Origin of the sequence: Streptomyces roseolilacinus, assembly GCF_014649335.1 — a bacterium.
Lineage (GTDB): Bacteria > Actinomycetota > Actinomycetes > Streptomycetales > Streptomycetaceae > Streptomyces > Streptomyces roseolilacinus.
Map to the genome: position 1 here is coordinate 172,054 of NZ_BMSV01000009.1, position 20,459 is coordinate 192,512.

General features: G+C 72.9%; 18 protein-coding genes. 14 read left to right on the forward strand and 4 right to left on the reverse strand.

The window, feature by feature from the left end; genetic code table 11:
• Positions 1 to 128: 128 nt before the first annotated feature.
• On the reverse strand, positions 129 to 734 hold the full coding sequence (locus IE106_RS22155) for a hypothetical protein (protein WP_189536820.1): 606 nt from the start codon (positions 732 to 734) through the stop codon (positions 129 to 131).
• A gap of 167 nt (positions 735 to 901) precedes the next feature.
• On the opposite strand from IE106_RS22155, the gene IE106_RS22160 reads away from it, so the two are divergent.
• The 3 genes from IE106_RS22160 (at position 902) to IE106_RS22170 (ending at position 4,278) form a co-directional block, all read left to right on the forward strand.
• Complete coding sequence (locus IE106_RS22160) at positions 902 to 2,137, forward strand: helix-turn-helix domain-containing protein (protein ID WP_189536822.1); 1,236 nt, start codon at positions 902 to 904, stop codon at positions 2,135 to 2,137.
• Between the two features lie 104 nt (positions 2,138 to 2,241).
• The gene (locus tag IE106_RS22165; RefSeq protein ID WP_189536824.1) at positions 2,242 to 3,399 is read left to right on the forward strand and encodes an acyl-CoA dehydrogenase family protein; all 1,158 of its coding nucleotides are present in this window, start codon (positions 2,242 to 2,244) and stop codon (positions 3,397 to 3,399) included.
• Positions 3,400 to 3,405: 6 nt separating this feature from the next.
• Positions 3,406 to 4,278 carry an acyl-CoA thioesterase gene (locus IE106_RS22170; protein ID WP_189536826.1) on the forward strand — a complete coding sequence of 291 codons (873 nt, stop codon included), beginning with the start codon at positions 3,406 to 3,408 and terminating at the stop codon, positions 4,276 to 4,278.
• A 79-nt stretch (positions 4,279 to 4,357) separates the two neighbouring features.
• Here IE106_RS22170 and IE106_RS22175 read toward each other — a convergent pair whose 3' ends face one another.
• Together IE106_RS22175 and IE106_RS22180 are read right to left on the reverse strand one after the other, a co-directional pair.
• Positions 4,358 to 4,630, reverse strand: coding sequence for a hypothetical protein (locus tag IE106_RS22175; RefSeq protein ID WP_189536828.1), 273 nt, complete (start codon positions 4,628 to 4,630; stop codon positions 4,358 to 4,360).
• Positions 4,631 to 4,921: 291 nt separating this feature from the next.
• Positions 4,922 to 5,701, reverse strand: a complete 780-nt coding sequence (locus tag IE106_RS22180; protein WP_189536830.1) for a phosphatase — start codon at positions 5,699 to 5,701, stop codon at positions 4,922 to 4,924.
• Between the two features lie 214 nt (positions 5,702 to 5,915).
• On the opposite strand from IE106_RS22180, the gene IE106_RS22185 reads away from it, so the two are divergent.
• Complete coding sequence (locus IE106_RS22185) at positions 5,916 to 6,431, forward strand: lamin tail domain-containing protein (RefSeq protein WP_189536832.1); 516 nt, start codon at positions 5,916 to 5,918, stop codon at positions 6,429 to 6,431.
• A gap of 107 nt (positions 6,432 to 6,538) precedes the next feature.
• On the opposite strand, the gene IE106_RS22190 is transcribed toward IE106_RS22185, so the two are convergent.
• Positions 6,539 to 7,168 (reverse strand): SACE_7040 family transcriptional regulator, encoded by a 630-nt coding sequence (locus tag IE106_RS22190; protein ID WP_189536834.1) that lies wholly within the window; start codon positions 7,166 to 7,168, stop codon positions 6,539 to 6,541.
• Between the two features lie 96 nt (positions 7,169 to 7,264).
• Between IE106_RS22190 and IE106_RS22195 the strand changes: the two genes are divergently transcribed.
• From IE106_RS22195 to IE106_RS22240, 10 genes are all read left to right on the forward strand, one after another.
• Positions 7,265 to 8,896 (forward strand): carboxyl transferase domain-containing protein, encoded by a 1,632-nt coding sequence (locus tag IE106_RS22195; RefSeq protein ID WP_189536836.1) that lies wholly within the window; start codon positions 7,265 to 7,267, stop codon positions 8,894 to 8,896.
• Positions 8,897 to 8,916: 20 nt separating this feature from the next.
• On the forward strand, positions 8,917 to 10,869 hold the full coding sequence (locus IE106_RS22200) for an acetyl-CoA carboxylase biotin carboxylase subunit (protein WP_308427895.1): 1,953 nt from the start codon (positions 8,917 to 8,919) through the stop codon (positions 10,867 to 10,869).
• Positions 10,870 to 10,883: 14 nt separating this feature from the next.
• Positions 10,884 to 11,801, forward strand: coding sequence for a hydroxymethylglutaryl-CoA lyase (locus tag IE106_RS22205; RefSeq protein WP_189537001.1), 918 nt, complete (start codon positions 10,884 to 10,886; stop codon positions 11,799 to 11,801).
• 4 nt (positions 11,802 to 11,805) lie between these two features.
• Positions 11,806 to 12,966, forward strand: coding sequence for an acyl-CoA dehydrogenase family protein (locus IE106_RS22210; protein ID WP_189536840.1), 1,161 nt, complete (start codon positions 11,806 to 11,808; stop codon positions 12,964 to 12,966).
• A 211-nt stretch (positions 12,967 to 13,177) separates the two neighbouring features.
• Positions 13,178 to 14,215, forward strand: a complete 1,038-nt coding sequence (locus IE106_RS22215; protein WP_189536842.1) for an ABC transporter substrate-binding protein — start codon at positions 13,178 to 13,180, stop codon at positions 14,213 to 14,215.
• Between the two features lie 4 nt (positions 14,216 to 14,219).
• Complete coding sequence (locus IE106_RS22220) at positions 14,220 to 15,101, forward strand: siderophore-interacting protein (protein ID WP_189536844.1); 882 nt, start codon at positions 14,220 to 14,222, stop codon at positions 15,099 to 15,101.
• A gap of 165 nt (positions 15,102 to 15,266) precedes the next feature.
• Positions 15,267 to 16,709, forward strand: a complete 1,443-nt coding sequence (locus tag IE106_RS22225; RefSeq protein WP_189536847.1) for a pyridoxal phosphate-dependent decarboxylase family protein — start codon at positions 15,267 to 15,269, stop codon at positions 16,707 to 16,709.
• Positions 16,693 to 17,961, forward strand: coding sequence for a lysine N(6)-hydroxylase/L-ornithine N(5)-oxygenase family protein (locus IE106_RS22230; protein WP_189536849.1), 1,269 nt, complete (start codon positions 16,693 to 16,695; stop codon positions 17,959 to 17,961). The genes IE106_RS22225 and IE106_RS22230 overlap by 17 nt, the downstream gene beginning before the upstream one ends.
• Positions 17,958 to 18,524 (forward strand): GNAT family N-acetyltransferase, encoded by a 567-nt coding sequence (locus IE106_RS22235; protein ID WP_189536851.1) that lies wholly within the window; start codon positions 17,958 to 17,960, stop codon positions 18,522 to 18,524. The genes IE106_RS22230 and IE106_RS22235 overlap by 4 nt, the downstream gene beginning before the upstream one ends.
• A complete protein-coding gene (locus IE106_RS22240) occupies positions 18,521 to 20,314 on the forward strand; it encodes an IucA/IucC family protein (RefSeq protein WP_189536853.1) in 1,794 nt (597 codons plus the stop codon). Before IE106_RS22235 ends, IE106_RS22240 begins: the two co-directional genes overlap by 4 nt.
• Positions 20,315 to 20,459 lie beyond the last annotated feature (145 nt).

Sequence of the window (20,459 nt, forward strand, 5' to 3'; positions counted from 1 at the left end):
CGGGCAGGGCCCGCACCGGGGCGGTCCTCACTTCCGGCGCCGCGAACCGGAGGAGCGCGACGGCGGCGCGCCCGGGTTCCGGACGCGCCGCTGTCGGACTGTGGTCGGCCCCCCGGGGGAGCCCCGGGTCAGTGGAGCTTGTTGACGGCGGTCTTCGTCGTGGTGCGGAAGGCGGTCAGCGGGGCGTCCTCGAGGTCGCCCATCTGGCCCCAGCGGACGAGGGTGACGGTGCGGCCGTCGCGGCCGACGGCGAACAGGTGGATGTCGCTGTTGCCGATCTGCGGGTCGGCGGTGTCCAGGCTGTAGACCCAGGCGCCCTCCTCGACGGCGAGCTGGCCGTGGGAGGCGCTGACGGCCTGCAGGCCCGGGTTCTGCTGCTCCAACAGGGGGCCGCAGCCGGCGAGGGACTTGCGCAGGGTGTCGACCAGCTTCACGGCGTCGGCCTCGGTGGGGGCGACGTTGGTGATCTGGACGCCGTAGGCGTCGAGCCCGTTGCTGAAGTCGCGGTAGCGGCTGTTCTGCGCCGGGATCTTGTACGGGGCGCAGAGGGTGCCACCGTTCTCCGGGACGCCGGCGAAGACCTGGGAGGCGGTCCACGGCGTGGACGACTTCGGCATCTCGGAGGCGGAGAGGAAGGCGGGCTGGGCGGCGGCCTGCGCCGGGGCCGTGGCGAGGGCCGCGAGGCCCAGGGCGGCAGCGGCGGCGGTGGCGAGTGCGGTACGGAGCTTGTTCACGGTGGTGGATCCCCCGTCGGGTCGTTCGTTCGGTCAGTGCTCAACCAGCGTGGGGCCGGCGCCCGCCGCCTGCAACGATCACGGGCCCACCCTCCGTCCCGGAACCATTCCACCCCTGCTGACGTGCAAGAACGTGAAGGGTGGGACGCGGGGCCGAGGGGGATGGAATGCCGAAGGACGCAGCCGTCGAGGAGTTCGCGGGGCTCATGCGCGCGCTGAAGGCGCGGGACGGGAGGAGTTACGAGGCGCTGGGCCGGCGCCTGAGCGTCAGCGCGTCCACCCTCCACCGCTACTGCTCCGGCGCGACCGTCCCGGAGGAGTTCGCCGTGGTCGACCGCCTCGCCTTGCTGTGCGGGGTGGGCGAGGAGGAACGGCGGGCCCTGGAGGCGGCCTGGACGGCGGCGGACCGCGCCCGCCGCCGCACGGCCTCGCCCGTGCCCTCGCCCACGCCCACGCCCACGCCCGAACCGTCCACGCCGTCCGAGCCGGAACCGAACCCGGAACCGGCCGCGCCGGAACCGGGGCCCGACCCCGACCCGGAACCGGCCGCGCCGGAACCGGGGCCCGACCCCGCCCCGGACCCGGCCGCGCCGGAGGCGCCCCGCGCCCGCCCCCGTCGTGCCGTCCCCGCTCCCCGCCTCGTCGCCGCCGCCGTCACCCTCGTCGTGCTCGCCCTCGCCGCCGCCCTGCTCGGCCGCCCCACCCGTACGCCCTCCGCTCCCGCTCCCACCCCTCCGGGGCGGTCCGCGGCCCCCCTCCCCTTCACCTGGACCGTCGGCTCCCAGCTCTGGCAGGGCGGCTGCGGGCACACCTACGCCGTGGACCGGGCCCCCCGCGCGGTCGCCCCGCCGCCGGTCGCGGCCGACTCCGGGGCGTGGGCCCGGACGCACGGTGCCGTGCACGGCGGGGAGGCGCTGGTGCGGATCACGCTCCAGGGCCGGTCGCCGTCCGACGCCGTCGTCCTCCAGGCCCTGCACGTGCGCGTGGTCGACCGGGCCGCGCCGCTGCCGTGGAACGCGTACCGGATGGACGACGGCTGCGGCGGCGCCGTCACACCGCGCCACTTCGCCGTGGACCTCGACCGGCCGCGCCCGCTCGCGAGGCCCGTCGACGGCCTCGACGCCTCCGGCGCCGAGGTCCGGACGATCCCGGCCGTCTCCTTCCCGTACAAGGTCACCTCCTCCGACCCCGAGGAGCTGCTCGTCTCCGCCCGGACGGCGGGGTGCGACTGCCGCTGGTACCTGGAGCTGGAGTGGAGCGCCGGGGGCCGTTCGGGGACGGTGCGGATCACGGACGGCGGGAAGCCCTTCCGCACGAGCGGGACCCGCGGGAGGCCGACGTACGTGTACGACCCCGCCGAAGGGCTCTGGATCACAGACACGGAGTCTGGACAGACCGGGTGACCGGTGAGTAACTTCGACTGACACAGGCTGAGCAAGCGCTTAGGCACATGCCGGAGCGTCGGAGCATCCGGCCGAACCAGGACAGGAACCGAAGGAGGCGGCTCGTGCGCCGTACCGTATTCAACGAGGACCACGAGGCGTTCCGGGACACCATCCGCGCCTTCGTCGAGGCCGAGGTCGTCCCGGTCTACGACGAGTGGTTCGCCGCCGGCCAGGCGCCGCGCGACTTCTACTACAAGCTCGGCGAGCTGGGCGTCTTCGGCATCAACGTCCCCGAGGAGTTCGGCGGCGCCGGCCTGGACACCCACAAGTTCGAGGCCGTGCTGTACGAGGAGACCGCCCGCGCGGGCGTCAACTTCGGCGGCTCCGGCGTGCACGTCCTGCTCGCCCTGCCGTACCTCAAGATGCTCGCCACCGACGAGCAGAAGAAGCGCTACCTGCCGAAGTTCGTCACCGGCGAGGAGATGTGGGCGCTGGCGATGACCGAGCCGGGCACCGGCTCCGACGTCGCGGGCATGAAGACCACCGCCAAGCTCTCCGAGGACGGCACGCACTACGTCCTCAACGGCGCCAAGACCTTCATCACCGGCGGCGTGCACGCCGACCGCGTCATCGTCTGCGCCCGCACGTCCGCGCCGCGCGAGGACGACCGCCGCTTCGGCATCTCCCTGTTCGCGGTGGACACCAAGTCCGCCGGCTACTCCGTCGGCCGCAAGCTGGACAAGCTGGGCCTGCGCACCTCCGACACCGCCGAGTTGGCGTTCGTCGACGTCAAGGTCCCGGTCGAGGACCTGCTCGGCGAGGAGGGCAAGGGCTTCTCCTACCTGGGCCACAACCTGGCCTCCGAGCGCTGGGGCATCGCCTTCGGCGCGTACGCGCAGGCCAAGGCCGCCGTCCGGTTCGCCCAGAACTACGTCCAGGAGCGCACCGTCTTCGGCAAGCCGGTCGCGCACTTCCAGAACACCAAGTTCGAACTGGCCGCCTGCCAGGCCGAGGTGGACGCCGCCGAGGCCGTCGCCGACCGCGCCCTGGAGGCCCTGGACGCGGGCGAGCTGACCGCGGCCGAGGCCGCGTCCGCCAAGCTGTTCTGCACCGAGGTCGCGCACCGCGTCATCGACCGCTGCCTCCAGCTGCACGGCGGCTACGGCTACATGAACGAGTACCCGATCGCCCGCCTGTACGCGGACAACCGCGTCAACCGCATCTACGGCGGCACCAGCGAGATCATGAAGTCGATCATCGCCAAGTCGATGGGCCTGTAAGCACAGGTGGGCGAAGCACTCGACGACCTCCTCGACCTGCTCGACCTGGAGCGGGTCGAGGAGGACATCTTCCGGGGCCGGTCGCGCAGCGCGGTCGTGCCCCGGGTCTTCGGCGGCCAGGTCGCGGCCCAGGCACTGGCCGCGGCCGGCCGCACGGTGCCCGAGGACCGCGCGCCGCACTCCCTCCACGCGTACTTCCTGCGCGCGGGCGACCCGGACGCGCCGATCGTCTACACCGCGGACCGCATCCGCGACGGGCGGTCCTTCACCACCCGCCGGGTGGTCGCCGTCCAGCACGGCAGGCCGGTCTTCCACCTCTCGGCGTCGTTCCAGAGGGACGAGGAGGGGCTCGACCACCAGGCGGACATGCCGCCCGCGCCGGACCCGGAGACCCTGCCGCCGGGGCGGGAGGCCCTCCCCCGGTACGCCGACCGGTTCACCGACCCGGGCGCCGTCGACCGGCTGCTGGAGGCCCGCGCCGCGGTGGACCTGCGCTACGCGGTCGAACCGCCGTACGCCACGCCGGGCGAGCCCCGCGAGCCGCGCTCGCAGGTCTGGTTCCGCGTGGACGGCAAGCTCGCGGACGACCCCCTGCTGCACGCCTGCCTCGCCACGTACGTCTCCGACATGACGCTCCTCGACCCGGTGCTGCTCGCCCACGGGCGGGGCGGCTGGGCGGTCGGCGACGTGGTCGGCGCGTCCCTGGACCACGCGATGTGGTTCCACCGCCCGTTCCGCGCCGACGAGTGGCTGCTGTACGACCAGGAGTCCCCGACGTCGTCCGGCGGCCGCGGCCTGGGTCAGGCCCGCATCTGGACGCGCGACGGCCGTCTGGCGATCTCCGTCGTCCAGGAGGGCGTGGTCCGCGTCCCGCGGTGAGCCGCCTCCCGGAGGGGCCGTGGGGGCCCGCCGGGCGGGCGGGCGCGCCCGGCGGGTCGCCGGGGGCGGGAGGCCGGGGTCAGCGGTACTCGTGGTGCCGGGGGAGGAGCACCTCGTCCACCACGTGCACCAGACCGGTCTTCTTCTCCCTGACGTTCTCGGAGCAGTCGGTGTTGTTGTCGGAGGGCCCGAGGTTCGGCTGGTCGACGATCTCGATGAACCCGCAGCTGACGATCTGCCCGTCGTTGCCGAACTTCGTCGTGTCGTCGTCGGCCGCCTGCGCGGTCCCGGCGGCGCCGCCGGTGGCGGCCAGGGCGGCGAACGCGCAGGCGAGGGTGTTCCTGAACTTCATGGGTGTCGTGCCTTTCGAGGTCTTCCGCGGTGCGGACGCGTCGGCACGGAGCCGCGCGGCCGGGCGTCGGTCCGGGGCGCGAAGCTCTCCGCCGCGCGGGCGCCGGTCTCCGCACGCCACCCGTCCCCGCCGAACGGTCAACGAGATCCCCCGTACGGGGGTGTTGCTCCGAGCAGGTGACACCGGCCTCCTCCGGGGGCGCGGCCGGCGCCCTCCGGTCACCGTGCCGGACCGCCGCCCACCCGGCGCGCGGTCGCCGGACGGGGCGGGCGCGGCCGGGCGGACCGCGGGTCAGAGCAGGCCGGCCGCGTCCAGCAGGTAGGCGGTCAGGGGCTCGTAGAAGCGCGGGTCCAGGACGTGGTCGTCGAGGGGGACCGCGACCTGGAGGGTGCCCTCGGCCTCCCCGATGAACAGGGCCGGGTCGTTGCAGTCCGCGTAGCCGACCGCGTCGATGCCGCGCTGGCCCGCGCGGCCCGCCCAGCCGTGGTCCGCGACGACCAGGTCCGGGAGGGGCTGGTCCATGGCGCGCAGCCCGTCGAGGATCGCGTTCATCGGCTCCGGCGAGTGGGTGTGCCACAGCGTGGCGCCCCGCTCGAACACGGCCACGTCCGCGAACTGCACCACGTACCCCTCGTCGGCGGTGAGCCCGCCGGGGATGCGGACGACGTCGCAGCCGGCGGCGCGCAGCGCGGCGGCGGTGCGGCTGTGCACGTCGAGGAGCGCGCCGGGGTGGCCGGTCGCGAAGAGGACCCGCTCCCGGGCCGCGGCGGCCTTGCGCAGGCGGGCGGCCATCCGGTCCAGGGCGTCGACGGTCAGCTCGGGGTCGATGGTGTCCTGGCCGGCCCGGTGCCCGGGGTCGTCGTCGACGCCGCACCGCTCGGCCATCACCGCGAGGACGTCCTGCTCGTCGGTCCAGCGGTCCCCCAGCTCCAGGCCCAGCCAGTAGTGCCGGTCGCCGTTCGCGAGCTTGCGGTAGTGGGCGAGGTTGTTGTCGCGCGGGGTGGCGACGTCCCCCGCGATGCGCGTGCGGACGAGGTGCTCGACGAGGGCGGCGCGGCTGGGTATCGGCATTCCCCCATTGTGCCGCCCGCCACCCGCCGTGGCCGAGGCGTTCCGCGGCGTGGGCGGCGGGGTCACGAGGGACCTTCGGCCCCAGTCGGGCGAAACCCACCGGTAACCACCGTTCGGGCGGGCAGACTGGCGCGCGCCACCCCACACCGCCCGGGACGCGGTAAGTCCCCGAACGGCCGGGCCGCCGCGCCCGGCACTGGAGAAAGGCACCTCTTTGAACCGTGCGATACGCGCCGCCGCCCTGTCGACGGCCGCCCTGTCCCTCGCCGCGCTGTACACGCCGGCCCAGGCGGCGTCCACCACGGGCGCGCTCATGATCACCCATGTGCGGCCCAACACCTCGGGGGCGGACGTCAGCGGCACCCGCCAGCTGAACCTCAACGGCGAGTACTTCATCATCAAGAACGTCACCGCGCGGACGGTGAACACGGGCGGGTACGTCCCCGACATCACCAGCAACACGTACGGCCGGGCGCTGCCCTCGTACAACCTGCCCGCCGGCGCCAAGGCGTACGTGCACACCGGCAGCGGCACCCACCACCGCGACAGCGCCGGCTGGCACCACGTCTACCGGGGCTACGCGCGGCACGTCCTGCCCAACGACGGCCGGTCCCGCAACCCGGACCTGCGCCTGAAGACGCCCGGCAGCCCGGACAACAACACGTCCACCGGCTCCGTCAGCCCCTGCAACTGGAACCTCGCGGCGGACGGCACGACGTACGCCTGCTGACGCGGGCGTGACGTGAAGGGGCCGGCCGCGGTGGCACCGACCACCCGGCCGGCCCTCCGCGCGCCCGGGGCCGCGCCCGCGCACCCGCGGGGCCGGCGGCCCGGGGCTCAGTCGGCGGCGGGCGCTCCGGGCGCGTCGCCCGAGTCCTCGTGCGCCGCCGCCGCGAAGGCGCCGCGGGCGAGCCGGTGCAGCAGGGCGCCCGTGGCGGGGCGGCCCACGAGGGTGCCGGCGGGGCCGAGGTGCGGGGTGGAGTTGAGCAGGCCGAAGACCGCGTGGACGGCGGCCCGGGCGTCGGGCTCCGCCAGGGACGGGTAGGCGCGGCGAACCGCCTCCACCCACAGCTCGACGTACTGGCGCTGGAGCTGGCGGACCAGCTTGCGGTCGGTCTCGCGCAGGCGGTCCAGCTCGCGGTCGTGCAGGGTGATGAGGGCGCGGTCGTGGAGCGCGAAGTCGATGTGGCCGTCGATCAGGGCGGAGAGCAGCGCCTCGGGGTCGCCGTCGGACTCCGCGACGCGGCGGCGGCCGCCGTCGAGGAGGCGCTCGCTGATCCCCACGAGCAGTTCGGCGAGCATGGCGTCCTTGCCCGGGAAGTGCCGGTACAGGCCGGGCCCGCTGATGCCGACGGCGGCGCCTATCTCGTCGACGCCCACGCCGTGGAAACCGCGCTCGGCGAAGAGGCGGGCGGCCTCCCGCAGGATCTGCTCGCGGCGTGTCGGGGCGTCGGTCCTGGTCGTCATGGATCGATTCTAGACAACGCGGTTAGCGGTCGTTAACCTGAAGGCCATACGTTAACGCTCATTAACGTTCTCGTACGGGCAAGGGGGCTCGACACGATGCACCAGGCACCTGTGCTGGCGAGCGCGGCGGATCCCGCGTCGCCGGCCTGGCAGGCCAACGAGGCGGCACACCGGGAGTTGGCCGACGACCTCCGGGCGCGGCTCGCCGCCGCCCGGCTCGGCGGTGGCGAGAAGGCGCGCGCCCGGCACACCGCGCGCGGCAAGCTGCTGCCGCGCGACCGGGTGGACACGCTGCTGGATCCGGGCTCGCCCTTCCTGGAGCTGGCCCCGCTCGCGGCGAACGGCCTGTACGACGACCAGGCGCCCGCCGCCGGGGTGATCGCCGGCATCGGCCGGGTCAGCGGCCGCGAGGTGGTCGTCGTCGCCAACGACGCGACGGTCAAGGGCGGCACGTACTACCCGATGACCGTCAAGAAGCACCTGCGCGCGCAGGAGGTGGCGCTGGAGAACCGGCTGCCCTGCGTGTACCTGGTCGACTCGGGCGGCGCGTTCCTGCCGATGCAGGACGAGGTGTTCCCGGACCGGGACCACTTCGGGCGCATCTTCTACAACCAGGCCCGCATGTCCGGCGCGGGGATCCCGCAGATCGCCGCCGTCCTCGGTTCGTGCACGGCCGGCGGCGCGTACGTGCCGGCGATGAGCGACGAGGCGGTGATCGTCCGCAACCAGGGCACGATCTTCCTGGGCGGCCCGCCGCTGGTGAAGGCCGCCACGGGCGAGGTCGTCACCGCCGAGGAGCTGGGCGGCGGCGAGGTCCACTCCCGCGTCTCCGGGGTCACCGACCACCTCGCGGAGGACGACGCGCACGCCCTGCGGATCGTGCGGAACATCGTGGCGACGCTCCCCGCGCGCGGGCAGCTGCCCTGGACGGTCGAGCCGGTCGAGGAGCCCAAGGTCGACCCGGCGGGCCTGTACGGCGCGGTGCCGGTCGACTCGCGCACCCCGTACGACGTGCGCGAGGTGATCGCGCGCATCACCGACGGGTCCCGCTTCGCGGAGTTCAAGGCCGAGTTCGGGCAGACGCTGGTGACGGGCTTCGCCCGGATCCACGGGCACCCGGTGGGGATCGTCGCCAACAACGGCATCCTGTTCGCCGAGTCCGCCCAGAAGGGCGCCCACTTCATCGAGCTGTGCGACCAGCGCGGCATCCCCCTGCTGTTCCTGCAGAACATCTCCGGCTTCATGGTGGGCCGGGACTACGAGGCCGGCGGCATCGCCAAGCACGGCGCGAAGATGGTCACGGCCGTGGCCTGCACGCGCGTGCCGAAGCTGACGGTCGTCGTCGGCGGCTCGTACGGCGCGGGCAACTACTCGATGTGCGGCCGGGCCTACAGCCCCCGCTTCCTGTGGATGTGGCCCAACGCCAAGATCTCCGTCATGGGCGGCGAGCAGGCCGCGTCCGTCCTCGCCACCGTCAAGCGCGACCAGATCGAGGCGCGCGGCGAGGAGTGGCCGCCGGAGGCGGAGGAGGACTTCAAGGCCCCGGTCCGCGCCCAGTACGAGCGGCAGGGCAGCGCGTACTACGCGACGGCCCGGCTGTGGGACGACGGGGTCATCGACCCGCTGGACACCCGCCAGGTGGTGGGCCTGGCCCTGACCGCGTGCGCCAACGCCCCGCTCCCCCAGCGGGAGCCGGGGGCGCCCGCCTTCGGCGTCTTCCGGATGTGAGGGACCTGACGACCATGACGATGTTCGACACTGTCCTCGTCGCCAACCGCGGCGAGATCGCGGTCCGTGTCATCCGGACGCTGCGCGCCCTCGGGGTGCGCTCGGTCGCCGTGTTCAGCGACGCCGACGCCGACGCCCGGCACGTGCGGGAGGCGGACACGGCCGTGCGGATCGGCCCGCCGCCGGCCGGCGAGAGCTACCTGCGCGTCGACCGGCTGCTGGAGGCCGCCGCCCGCACGGGCGCGCAGGCCGTCCACCCCGGGTACGGGTTCCTCGCGGAGAACGCCGTGTTCGCGCGGGCCTGCGCCGACGCGGGACTGGTCTTCATCGGGCCGCCCGCCGACGCGATCTCCCTGATGGGCGACAAGATCCGCGCGAAGGAGACCGTGCGGGCGGCCGGGGTGCCGGTCGTGCCGGGCTCCTCGGGCAGCGGCCTGACCGACGGCGAACTGGCGGCGGCCGCGCGGGAGATCGGCATGCCGGTGCTGCTGAAGCCCTCGGCGGGCGGCGGCGGCAAGGGCATGCGCCTGGTGCGCGACGAGGCCGCGCTGGCGGACGAGATCGCGGCGGCCCGCCGGGAGGCGCGGGCGTCGTTCGGCGACGACACGCTGCTGGTGGAGCGGTGGATCGACCGGCCCCGGCACATCGAGATCCAGGTCCTCGCCGACGGCCACGGCAACGTGGTGCACCTCGGGGAGCGCGAGTGCTCCCTCCAGCGCCGCCACCAGAAGATCATCGAGGAGGCGCCGTCCGTCCTGCTGGACGAGGCGACGCGGGCGGCGATGGGCGAGGCGGCCGTGCAGGCGGCCCGCTCCTGCGGCTACCGGGGCGCGGGCACGGTGGAGTTCATCGTCCCGGGCAACGACCCCTCGCAGTACTACTTCATGGAGATGAACACCCGCCTCCAGGTGGAGCACCCGGTGACCGAGCTGGTCACGGGCCTGGACCTGGTGGAGTGGCAGCTGCGGGTCGCGGCCGGCGAGGAGCTGCCGCTGCGGCAGGAGGACATCACCCTCACCGGGCACGCGGTGGAGGCCCGCCTGTGCGCCGAGGACCCCGCGCGCGGCTTCCTCCCGTCCGGCGGCACGGTCCTCGCGCTGCGCGAGCCGCAGGGCGCGGGGGTGCGCACGGACTCGGGGCTCAGCGTGGGCACCGAGGTGTCCAGCCTGTACGACCCGATGCTGTCGAAGGTCATCGTGCACGCCCCGGACCGGGCCACCGCCCTGCGCAGGCTGCGCGCCGCCCTCGCGGACACGGTCACGCTCGGCGTGCCGACGAACGCCGGGTTCCTGCGCCGCCTCCTGGCCCACCCGGCCGTCGTCTCCGGCGACCTGGACACCGGCCTGGTGGAGCGGGACGCCGACGGGCTCGTCCCCGACGGCGTCCCGGACGAGGTGTACGAGGCGGCCGCCGCCGTACGGCAGGACGCGCTCGCCGCGCGGCCCGACGCGCGCGGCTGGACCGACCCGTTCTCCGTGCCGAGCGGATGGCGGATCGGCGGCGACCGGCTGCCGGTCACCCACCACCTGCGCGTGCCGGGGCTCGAACCCGTCGCGCACGTGGCGCGGGCCACCGGCCGCACGGTGACCGCCGACCGGGTGACGGTCACCCTGGACGGCGTCACCCACACGTTCCACCGCGCCGGCACCTGGCTCGGCCGGGACGGCGACAGCTGGAACGTGCTGGACCACGACCCGGTGGCCGCCTCCCTCACCGGTTCGGCGCACTCCGGGGCCGACTCGCTGACCGCGCCGATGCCCGGCACCGTCACGGTGGTCAAGGTCGCCGTGGGCGACGAGGTGACGGCCGGGCAGGGGCTGCTCGTGGTCGAGGCGATGAAGATGGAGCACGTCATCTCCGCCCCGCACGACGGCACGGTCGTCGAACTGGACGTGACGCCCGGCACGACGGTCGCCATGGACCAGGTGCTGGCCGTCGTCGAGCCGCACGCCCCGGAGGAGGAAGCGAAGTGACCGACGGACTGCCGATGGCCTTCCCCGCGCCGGGGCTGCCCGCGCGCGTGCGGATCCACGAGGTGGGCCCGCGCGACGGCCTGCAGAACGAGCAGGGCGTCGTACCGACCGAGGTGAAGGCCGAGTTCATCCGCCGCCTCGCCGGGGCGGGCCTGGACACGGTCGAGGCGACCAGCTTCGTCCACCCCCGCTGGGTGCCGCAGCTCGCCGACGCCGAGAAGCTGTTCCCGCTCGTCTCCGACCTGGACGTGCGGCTGCCCGTCCTCGTGCCGAACGAGCGGGGCCTGGACCGGGCGCTCGCGCTCGGCGCCCGCGAGGTCGCCGTGTTCGCCAGCGCGACCGAGTCGTTCGCCAAGGCCAACCTGAACCGCACGGTGGACGAGGCGCTCGCCATGTTCGAACCGGTCGTCGCCCGCGCCAGGGCGGAGGGGCTGGCCGTGCGCGGCTACCTGTCGATGTGCTTCGGGGATCCGTGGGAGGGCCCCGTGCCGGTCGACCGGGTCGTGCGGGTGACGCGCGCCCTGGCCGACCTCGGCTGCGGCGAGCTGAGCCTCGGCGACACGATCGGCGTGGCCACCCCCGGCCACGTGGACGCCCTGCTGACCGCCCTCGGCGAGGCGGGGGTGCCGGCCTCCGCGCTCGCCGTGCACTTCCACGACACGTACGGGCAGGCCCTCGCCAACACGCTCGCCGCGCTCCGGCACGGCGTGACCACCGTCGACGCCTCCGCGGGCGGGCTCGGCGGCTGCCCCTACGCCAAGTCCGCCACCGGGAACCTCGCCACCGAGGACCTCGTGTGGATGCTCCGCGGCCTCGGCATCGAGACCGGGGTCGATCTGGACCGGCTGACCGCCACGAGCGTGTGGCTGGCCGAGGAGCTGGGTCGCCCGAGCCCGTCACGTACCGTCCGCGCCCTCTCCCACAAGGAGTGACCCCATGCCCCTGGACCACCGGCTCTCCGCCGAGCACGAGGAACTGCGCCGCACCGTCGAGGAGTTCGCCCACGACGTGGTGGCGCCGAAGATCGGCGACTTCTACGAGCGCCACGAGTTCCCGTACGAGATCGTGCGGGAGATGGGCCGCATGGGCCTGTTCGGCCTGCCCTTCCCCGAGGAGTACGGGGGCATGGGCGGCGACTACCTGGCGCTGGGCATCGCCCTGGAGGAGCTGGCCCGCGTCGACTCGTCGGTGGCCATCACGCTGGAGGCGGGCGTCTCGCTGGGCGCGATGCCGATCCACCGGTTCGGCACGGAGGAGCAGAAGCGGCAGTGGCTGCCGAAGCTGTGCTCCGGCGAGATGCTGGGCGCCTTCGGCCTGACCGAGCCCGACTGCGGCTCCGACGCGGGCGGGACGCGCACGACGGCCGTGCGGGACGGCGACGAGTGGGTGATCAACGGCACCAAGTGCTTCATCACCAACTCCGGCACGGACGTCACGGGCCTGGTGACGGTGACCGCCGTGACGGGCCGCAAGCCGGACGGGCGCCCGGAGATCTCGTCCATCATCGTCCCGTCGGGGACGCCGGGCTTCACGGTCGCCGCGCCGTACTCGAAGGTCGGCTGGAACGCCTCGGACACCCGCGAGCTGTCGTTCTCCGACGTCCGCGTGCCGGTGTCCAACCTGCTGGGCGAGGAGGGCCGCGGGTACGCGCAGTTCCTGCGCATCCTGGACGAGGGCCGCATCGCCATCGCGGCGCTCGCGACGGGCCTGGCGCAGGGCTGCGTGGACGAGTCGGTGAAGTACGCGAAGGAGCGCCGCGCCTTCGGCCGGCCCATCGGCGACAACCAGGCCATCCAGTTCAAGCTGGCCGACATGGAGATGCGGGCGCACATGGCCCGGATCGGCTGGCGGGACGCGGCGTCCCGGCTGGTGCTGGGCGAGCCGTTCAAGAAGGAGGCGGCGCTGGCGAAGCTGTACTCGTCGACCGTCGCCGTCGACAACGCGCGGGAGGCGACGCAGATCCACGGCGGGTACGGCTTCATGAACGAGTACCCGGTGGCGCGGATGTGGCGGGACTCCAAGATCCTGGAGATCGGCGAGGGCACCAGCGAGGTGCAGCGCATGCTCATCGCCCGCGAGCTGGGCTTCACCGCCTGACGGTCGGCCACCCGCCGGACCCCGGCCGGGGCGCGGTTCCCGCCGCGCCTTCCGGACCGGGGTCCTCGCGCGGGCGGGGCGGTCCGTACGGACGTGACGTGATCGACAGCCGTATGACCGATCTGCCCCCTGGACATGATCTGAGGTTAGGCTAACCTACCTTCGAACGTGCCCAGTGGCCGGAACTCGGCCGTACGAAAGCGACTCCGCCATGCCCAGCAACGCCCGAGCCACCCACCTGACCCGACGTGGACTCCTCGCCGCGGGAGGCGCCCTGGGCCTGGGCGCCGCGCTCGCCGCGTGCGGCAAGGAGAAGGCCGCCGAGCCGTCCGGTGACAAGGGTGCCGCGGCGAAGGCGGGGCCGTGGAAGTTCACCGACGACCGCGGCACCGTGGCGGAGGCCAAGACCACCCCGAGGAACATCGTCGCCTTCACCGGCATGGCGGCCGCGCTGCACGACTTCGGCGTCGAGGTGAAGGGCGTCTTCGGCCCCACGAAGACCGCCGACGGCAAGCCCGACGTCCAGGCCGGCGACCTCGACGTCGACAAGGTCAAGATCATCGGCAACGTCTGGGGCGAGTTCAACATCGAGGAGTACGTCAAGCTCCAGCCCGAGCTCCTCATCACGGACATGTGGGAGAAGGACGCGCTCTGGTACGTGCCGGACGAGTCCAAGGACAAGATCCTCAAGCTGGCCCCGAGCGTCGCCCTGTGGGCCGCCGACCAGTCGATGCCGAAGGTGATCCAGCGCCACGTGGAGCTGGCCGAGAGCCTGGGCGGCGACGTGAAGTCGAAGGAGGTCGCCGACAGCAAGGCCCGCTTCGAGAAGGCCGCGGCCCGGCTGCGCGCCGCCGCCAAGGCCAAGCCGGAGATCAAGGTCCTCATCGGCTCGGCCAGCGCCGACCTGTTCTACGTCTCCACCCCGGCCCGCCCCACCGACACCCTGTACTTCAAGGAGCTCGGCGTGAACGTCGTCGTGCCCACGAAGCTCGACCAGGGCGGCTGGTTCGAGGGCCTGAGCTGGGAGAACGTCGACAAGTACCAGGCCGACATCATCATGATGGACAACCGCAGCTCGGCCATCCAGCCCAAGGACCTGGCCTCCAAGCCCACCTGGGCGCAGCTGCCCGCCGTCAAGGCCGGCCAGGTCATCCCGCGCGTCACGGAGCCCGTCTACTCCTACGAGAAGTGCGCCCCGCTGCTGGAGGACCTCGCCAAGGCGCTCGAGAACGCGAAGAAGGTGGCCTGACCCCATGACGACCGCCGAGACCGCCGCACCGCCGTTCAACTTCTTCCCCCTGCAGGTCGCACGGACGCGGCGGCTCGGACCGTCCCTGGTCCGCGTGACCTTCACCGGAGCCGGTGACGAGGACCTGTCGGGCTTCGCGTCCGGGGGCCGGGACCAGAGCCTGTCGCTGTTCCTGCCGCACCCGGGCCAGCCGGAGCCGGTCCTGCCGCCCGTCGTCGACGGCGACCTGTACGGCGCGCTGGGCGCGTGGCGGGCCATGCCCGACGACGTACGGGCCGTCATGCGCTCGTACACCGTGCGCGAGCAGCGCCGGGCCGACGACGGCACGACGGAGGTCGACATCGACTTCGCCGTCCACGAGGACGGCGGCCCCGCCTGCCGCTGGGCGCTGCGGGCGGCGCAGGGCGACCGCGTGGCCGTCCTGGGCCCGGCCGTGGAGGACAACACCGGTGTCCGCTTCCAGCCGCCCGCGGACGCCGACGAGGTGCTGATGTGGGCCGACGAGACGGCGCTGCCCGCCGCCTCGGCGATCCTGGAGTGGCTGCCGGCCGGGACGAGGGCCCGGGTGTGGCTGGAGGTCCCGCACGCCGGCGACCGGATCGAGCCGCGCACCGCGGCGGACGCGACGGTGACCTGGCTGGTGCGGGACGAGGGCGCTCCCCCGGCCGTCGAGGCGGTCCGCGCGGCCGAGGTGACCGGTTCGGCGCCGTACGTGTGGCTCGCGGGCGAGTCCGGTGCGGTGAAGGCGCTGCGCCGGCACTTCGTGAACGAGCGCCGGTTCGACCGCCGTCGTGTCACGTTCGTCGGGTACTGGCGCAGGGGCCTGAGCGAGGACGCCCTGCGCGAGGTCCCGGAGACCGATCCCGAGACCGCCGCCGACGTGTAGTGCCCGGACTGCCGCGCCCATCGCCGCAGTTCACGCCGTACCCGCGGGGGCGAGCGGCGTTGCGAGATCAATTTAGGTTAGGCTAACCTTACTCACGCAACGTCCCTCGCCCCTCACCCTGTCCTGAGAGGGACGCCCAAGTCCCCGCATCCGGGAGGATGTCGCATGCGCTCGCACCTGCTCAACGACGCAACGGCGGAGCAGTACCGGCGTTCCGTCACCGAAGGAGTCGAGCGGGTGGCGCGCAAGCTCGCCACCACGCGGCGCCCGTTCACCGGCGTCACCCCCGACGACCTGGCACCGCTCGTCTCCGCCGTCGACCTCGACCAGCCCCTCGGCGACACCACCGCCGCCCTGGACGAGCTGGAGGAGCTGTACCTCCGTGACGCCGTCTACTTCCACCACCCCCGCTACCTGGGCCACCTGAACTGCCCGGTCGTCATCCCGGCCGTGCTCGGCGAGGCGGTCCTCTCGGCGGTCAACTCCTCCCTGGACACCTGGGACCAGAGCGCCGGCGGCACGCTGATCGAGCGCCGCCTCATCGACTGGACCACCGAGCGCATCGGCCTCGGCCCGTCCGCGGACGGCGTGTTCACCAGCGGCGGCACCCAGTCCAACCTCCAGGCGCTGCTCCTGGCCCGCGAGGAGGCCAAGACGGACGACCTGACGAAACTGCGCATCTTCACCTCCGAGTGCAGCCACTTCAGCGTCCAGAAGTCCGCGCAGCTCCTCGGCATGGGCCGGTCCGCCGTCGTGTCGATCCCGTGCGACCGCGACAAGCGCATGCAGAGCGTCGTCCTCGCCGCCGAGCTGGCCCGCTGCGCCGCCGAGGGCCTCGTGCCGATGGCCGTCGTCGCCACCGCCGGCACCACCGACTTCGGCTCCATCGACCCGCTGCCCGAGATCGCCGCGCTGGCCGCCGAGTACGGCGCGTGGATGCACGTCGACGCCGCCTACGGCTGCGGGCTGCTCGCCTCCCCCACCCGCCGCTCCCTCCTGGAGGGCATCGAGCGCGCCGACTCCGTCACCGTCGACTACCACAAGTCGTTCTTCCAGCCCGTCAGCTCCTCCGCCGTGCTGGTCCGCGACGCCGCGACGCTGCGCCACGCCACGTACCACGCGGACTACCTCAACCCGCGCCGCACGATCGAGGAGCGCATCCCGAACCAGGTCGACAAGTCGCTCCAGACGACCCGCCGCTTCGACGCGCTCAAGCTGTGGCTGACGCTGCGCGTCATGGGCGCCGACGGCGTCGGCCAGCTGTTCGACGAGGTGTGCGACCTGGCCTCGGAGGGCTTCGACCTGCTCGCCGCCGACCCGCGGTACGACGTGGTGGTCCGGCCGTCGCTGTCCACGCTGGTCTTCCGCTACGTCCCGGGCGCCGTCACCTCCCCCGAGGAGATCGACCGCGCCAACCTGCACGCCCGCAAGGCGCTCTTCGCGTCGGGCGAGGCCGTCGTCGCCGGCACGAAGGTCGACGGCCGCCAGTACCTGAAGTTCACCTTGCTCAACCCCGAGACGACCGTGCGCGACATCGCCGCCGTCCTCGATCTGATAGCCGGCCACGCCGAGCAGTACCTGGGAGAGAACCTTGTCCACGCCTCTTGACCTGATCGGTATCGGACTGGGTCCGTTCAACCTGGGACTCGCCTGCCTGACCGAGCCCATCGCGGAGCTCGACGGCCTGTTCCTGGAGTCGAAGCCGAACTTCGAGTGGCACTCGGGGATGTTCCTCGAGGGCGCCCACCTCCAGACGCCGTTCATGTCGGACCTGGTCACGCTCGCCGACCCCACCTCGCCGTACTCCTTCCTCAACTACCTGAAGGAGAAGGGCCGGCTGTACTCGTTCTACATCCGCGAGAACTTCTACCCGCTGCGCGCCGAGTACAACGACTACTGCCGCTGGGCCGCCGGGAAGCTGGGCAACGTCCGCTTCGGCACGACCGTCACCCGCGTCGAGTACGACGCCGCCTCCGAGCTGTACGCGGTCCACACCGACGCCGGCGACACGCTCCACGCCCGCCACCTCGTCCTGGGCACCGGCACCCCGCCGTACGTCCCCGACGCCTGCCAGGACCTGGGCGGCGACTTCCTCCACAACTCCCGCTACATGCAGGGGCGCGAGGCCCTCAAGGCGAAGAAGTCGATCACCCTCGTCGGAAGCGGCCAGAGCGCGGCGGAGATCTACTACGACCTGCTCTCCGAGATCGACGTCCACGGCTACCAGCTGAACTGGGTGACCCGCTCCCCGCGCTTCTTCCCGCTGGAGTACACCAAGCTCACGCTGGAGATGACGTCCCCGGAGTACATCGACTACTTCCACGGCCTGCCCGAGGAGACCCGCTACCGGCTGGAGACCGAGCAGAAGGGCCTGTTCAAGGGCATCAACGGCGACCTCATCGACGCCATCTTCGACCTGCTGTACCAGAAGAACCTGGACGGCCCGGTCCCCACCCGCCTGCTCACCAACTCCTCGCTGAACACCGCGTCGTACGACGAGGCGACCGGCACGTACACGCTGGGCCTGCGCCAGGAGGAGCAGGGCAAGGACTACGAGGTCCGCACCGAGGGCCTCGTCCTGGCCACCGGCTACAAGTACCGCGTCCCCGCGTTCCTGGAGCCCGTGCACGACCGGCTCAAGTGGGACGGGCGCGGCCGGTTCGACATCGCCCGCAACTACTCCGTCGACGTGACGGGCCGCGGCGTCTTCCTGCAGAACGCCGGGGTCCACGCCCACTCGATCACCTCGCCCGACCTGGGCATGGGGGCGTACCGCAACTCCTACATCATCCGTGAGCTGCTGGGGACCGAGTACTACCCCGTCGAGAAGTCCATCGCGTTCCAGGAGTTCACCGTATGAGCACCACCGCCGCGCACACGGCACCCGGCATAGGCACCTTCACCTTCCGCCCGCTCGACCCGTCGGCCGACGCCGAGCTGGTGCACCGCTGGGTCACCCACCCCAAGGCGTCCTACTGGCTGATGGGCGACCACCGGCAGGAGGACGTGGAGCGGGACTACGCGGCGATCGCCGCGCACCCGCACCACGACGCGTTCATCGGGCTCCGCGACGGGGAGCCGGCGTTCCTGATGGAGCGCTACGACCCCGCGCGGGTCGAGCTGGTCGGCCTGTACGACCCGCTCCCCGGCGACGTCGGCATGCACTTCCTGGTCGCCCCGACCGACACCCCGGTCCACGGCTTCACCCGCGCCGTGATCACCGCCGTGATGGCCGAGCTGTTCCGCGACCCGGCGACCGCCCGCGTCGTGGTCGAGCCGGACGTCCGCAACACCGCCGTCCACGCCCTCAACGAGGCGGTCGGCTTCGTACCCGTGGACAAGATCGTCAAGCCCGAGAAAGAGGCACTGCTGAGCGTGTGCACCCGCGAGGCGTTCGAGGCGGCCACGGGAGCCGCCCGATGAGCACCCCCACCCCCCGCACGGCCGGCGCCGTCGCCCACCTCACCCCCGAGCGCTGGGCGCACGCCAACCGCCTCCTGGTCCGCAAGGCGCTCGCCGAGTTCTCCCACGAGCGGCTGCTCGACCCGCAGCCGCTGGGCGAGGGCCGCTACCGCGTCCTCAGCGACGACGGCGCCACCGAGTACCGCTTCACCGCCGGCCGGTTCGCCCTGGACCACTGGCAGGTGTACGCCGACTCCGTCAGCCGCCACCGCGACGGCCGGGAGCTGCCGGTCGACGCGCTGGAGTTCGTCATCGAGCTGCGCGGCGCGCTGGGCCTGAGCGACGAGATCCTCCCCGTGTACCTGGAGGAGATCTCCTCGACCCTCTCCGGCACGGCGTACAAGTCCGCCAAACCGCGGGTGACCGCCGCCGAGCTGGCGAGGAGCGACTTCCAGGCCGTCGAGACGGGCATGACCGAGGGCCACCCGTGCTTCGTCGCCAACAACGGCCGGCTCGGCTTCGGCGGGGACGAGTACCACGCGTACGCCCCGGAGGCGGCGAGCCCGCTGCGGCTCGTCTGGCTGGCCGCGCACCGGGACCGCACCGCCTTCACGGCCGGCGCGGGCATCGAGTACGACGCGTTCGTCCGCGCCGAGCTGGGCGACGCCGCCGTCGACGGCTTCGCCCGCACGCTCGCCGAGCGGGGCCTGGACCCGGCCGACTACCTCCTCGTGCCGGTCCACCCCTGGCAGTGGTGGAACAAGCTGACCGTCACCTTCGCCGCGGAGATCGCCCAGCAGCGGCTGGTGTACCTCGGCGAGGGCGACGACGCCTACCTGGCGCAGCAGTCGATCCGTACGTTCTTCAACACCTCGGACCCGGCCAAGCACTACGTCAAGACGGCCCTGTCCGTGCTGAACATGGGCTTCATGCGGGGCCTGTCCGCCGCGTACATGCAGGCCACGCCCGCCATCAACGACTGGCTGGCGAACCTGATCGACCGCGACGACGTGCTGCGCGCGGCCCGCTTCTCGATCATCCGGGAGCGCGCGGCGGTCGGCTACCGGCACCTGGAGTACGAGGCGGCCACCGACCGGTACTCGCCCTACCGCAAGATGCTCGCCGCGCTGTGGCGGGAGAGCCCGGTGCCGTCCCTGGAGCCGGGGCAGCGGCTGGCCACCATGGCGTCGCTGCTGCACGTCGACCACGAGGGCGCGTCGTTCGCCGGCGCGCTGATCGCGGAGTCGGGCCTCGCCCCGGACCGGTGGCTGCGCCGCTACCTGGACGCGTACCTGCTGCCGATCCTGCACACCTTCTACGCGTACGACCTGGCGTGGATGCCGCACGGCGAGAACGTGATCCTCGTCATCGAGGACGGCGTGGTCCAGCGGGCGATCTTCAAGGACATCGCCGAGGAGATCGTCGTCATGGACCCGGACGCGGTGCTGCCGCCGGCCGTGGAGCGCATCCGGGTCGAGGTGCCCGAGGACCAGAAGCTGCTGTCGGTCTTCACCGACGTCTTCGACTGCTTCTTCCGCTTCCTGGGCGCCACGCTGGACGCCGACGGGGTCCTCGACGAGGAGACGTTCTGGCGGACGGTCGCCGAGTGCGTCACGGCGTACCAGGAGTCCCGGCCGGAGCTGGCGGACAGGTTCGCGCAGTACGACATCTTCGCGGAGGAGTTCACGCTGTCCTGCCTGAACCGGCTCCAGCTGCGCAACAACCGGCAGATGGTGGACCTGGCGGACCCGTCGGCGGCGCTCCAGCTGGTGGGGACGCTCCGCAACCCGCTCGCCGAGCACCGCCCGTAGGGGCGCCCCGGACCGGCCGGGGCCCGGAGGAGTACGGTCCTCCTCCGGGCCCCGGTTTCGCCGTTTCCGGCCCGTCCGGTCTAGACCAACCCCGTTTCAGCTTTCGATCATGAGGGCTCCTGCCCGATAGCGGGCAGATTTCTTG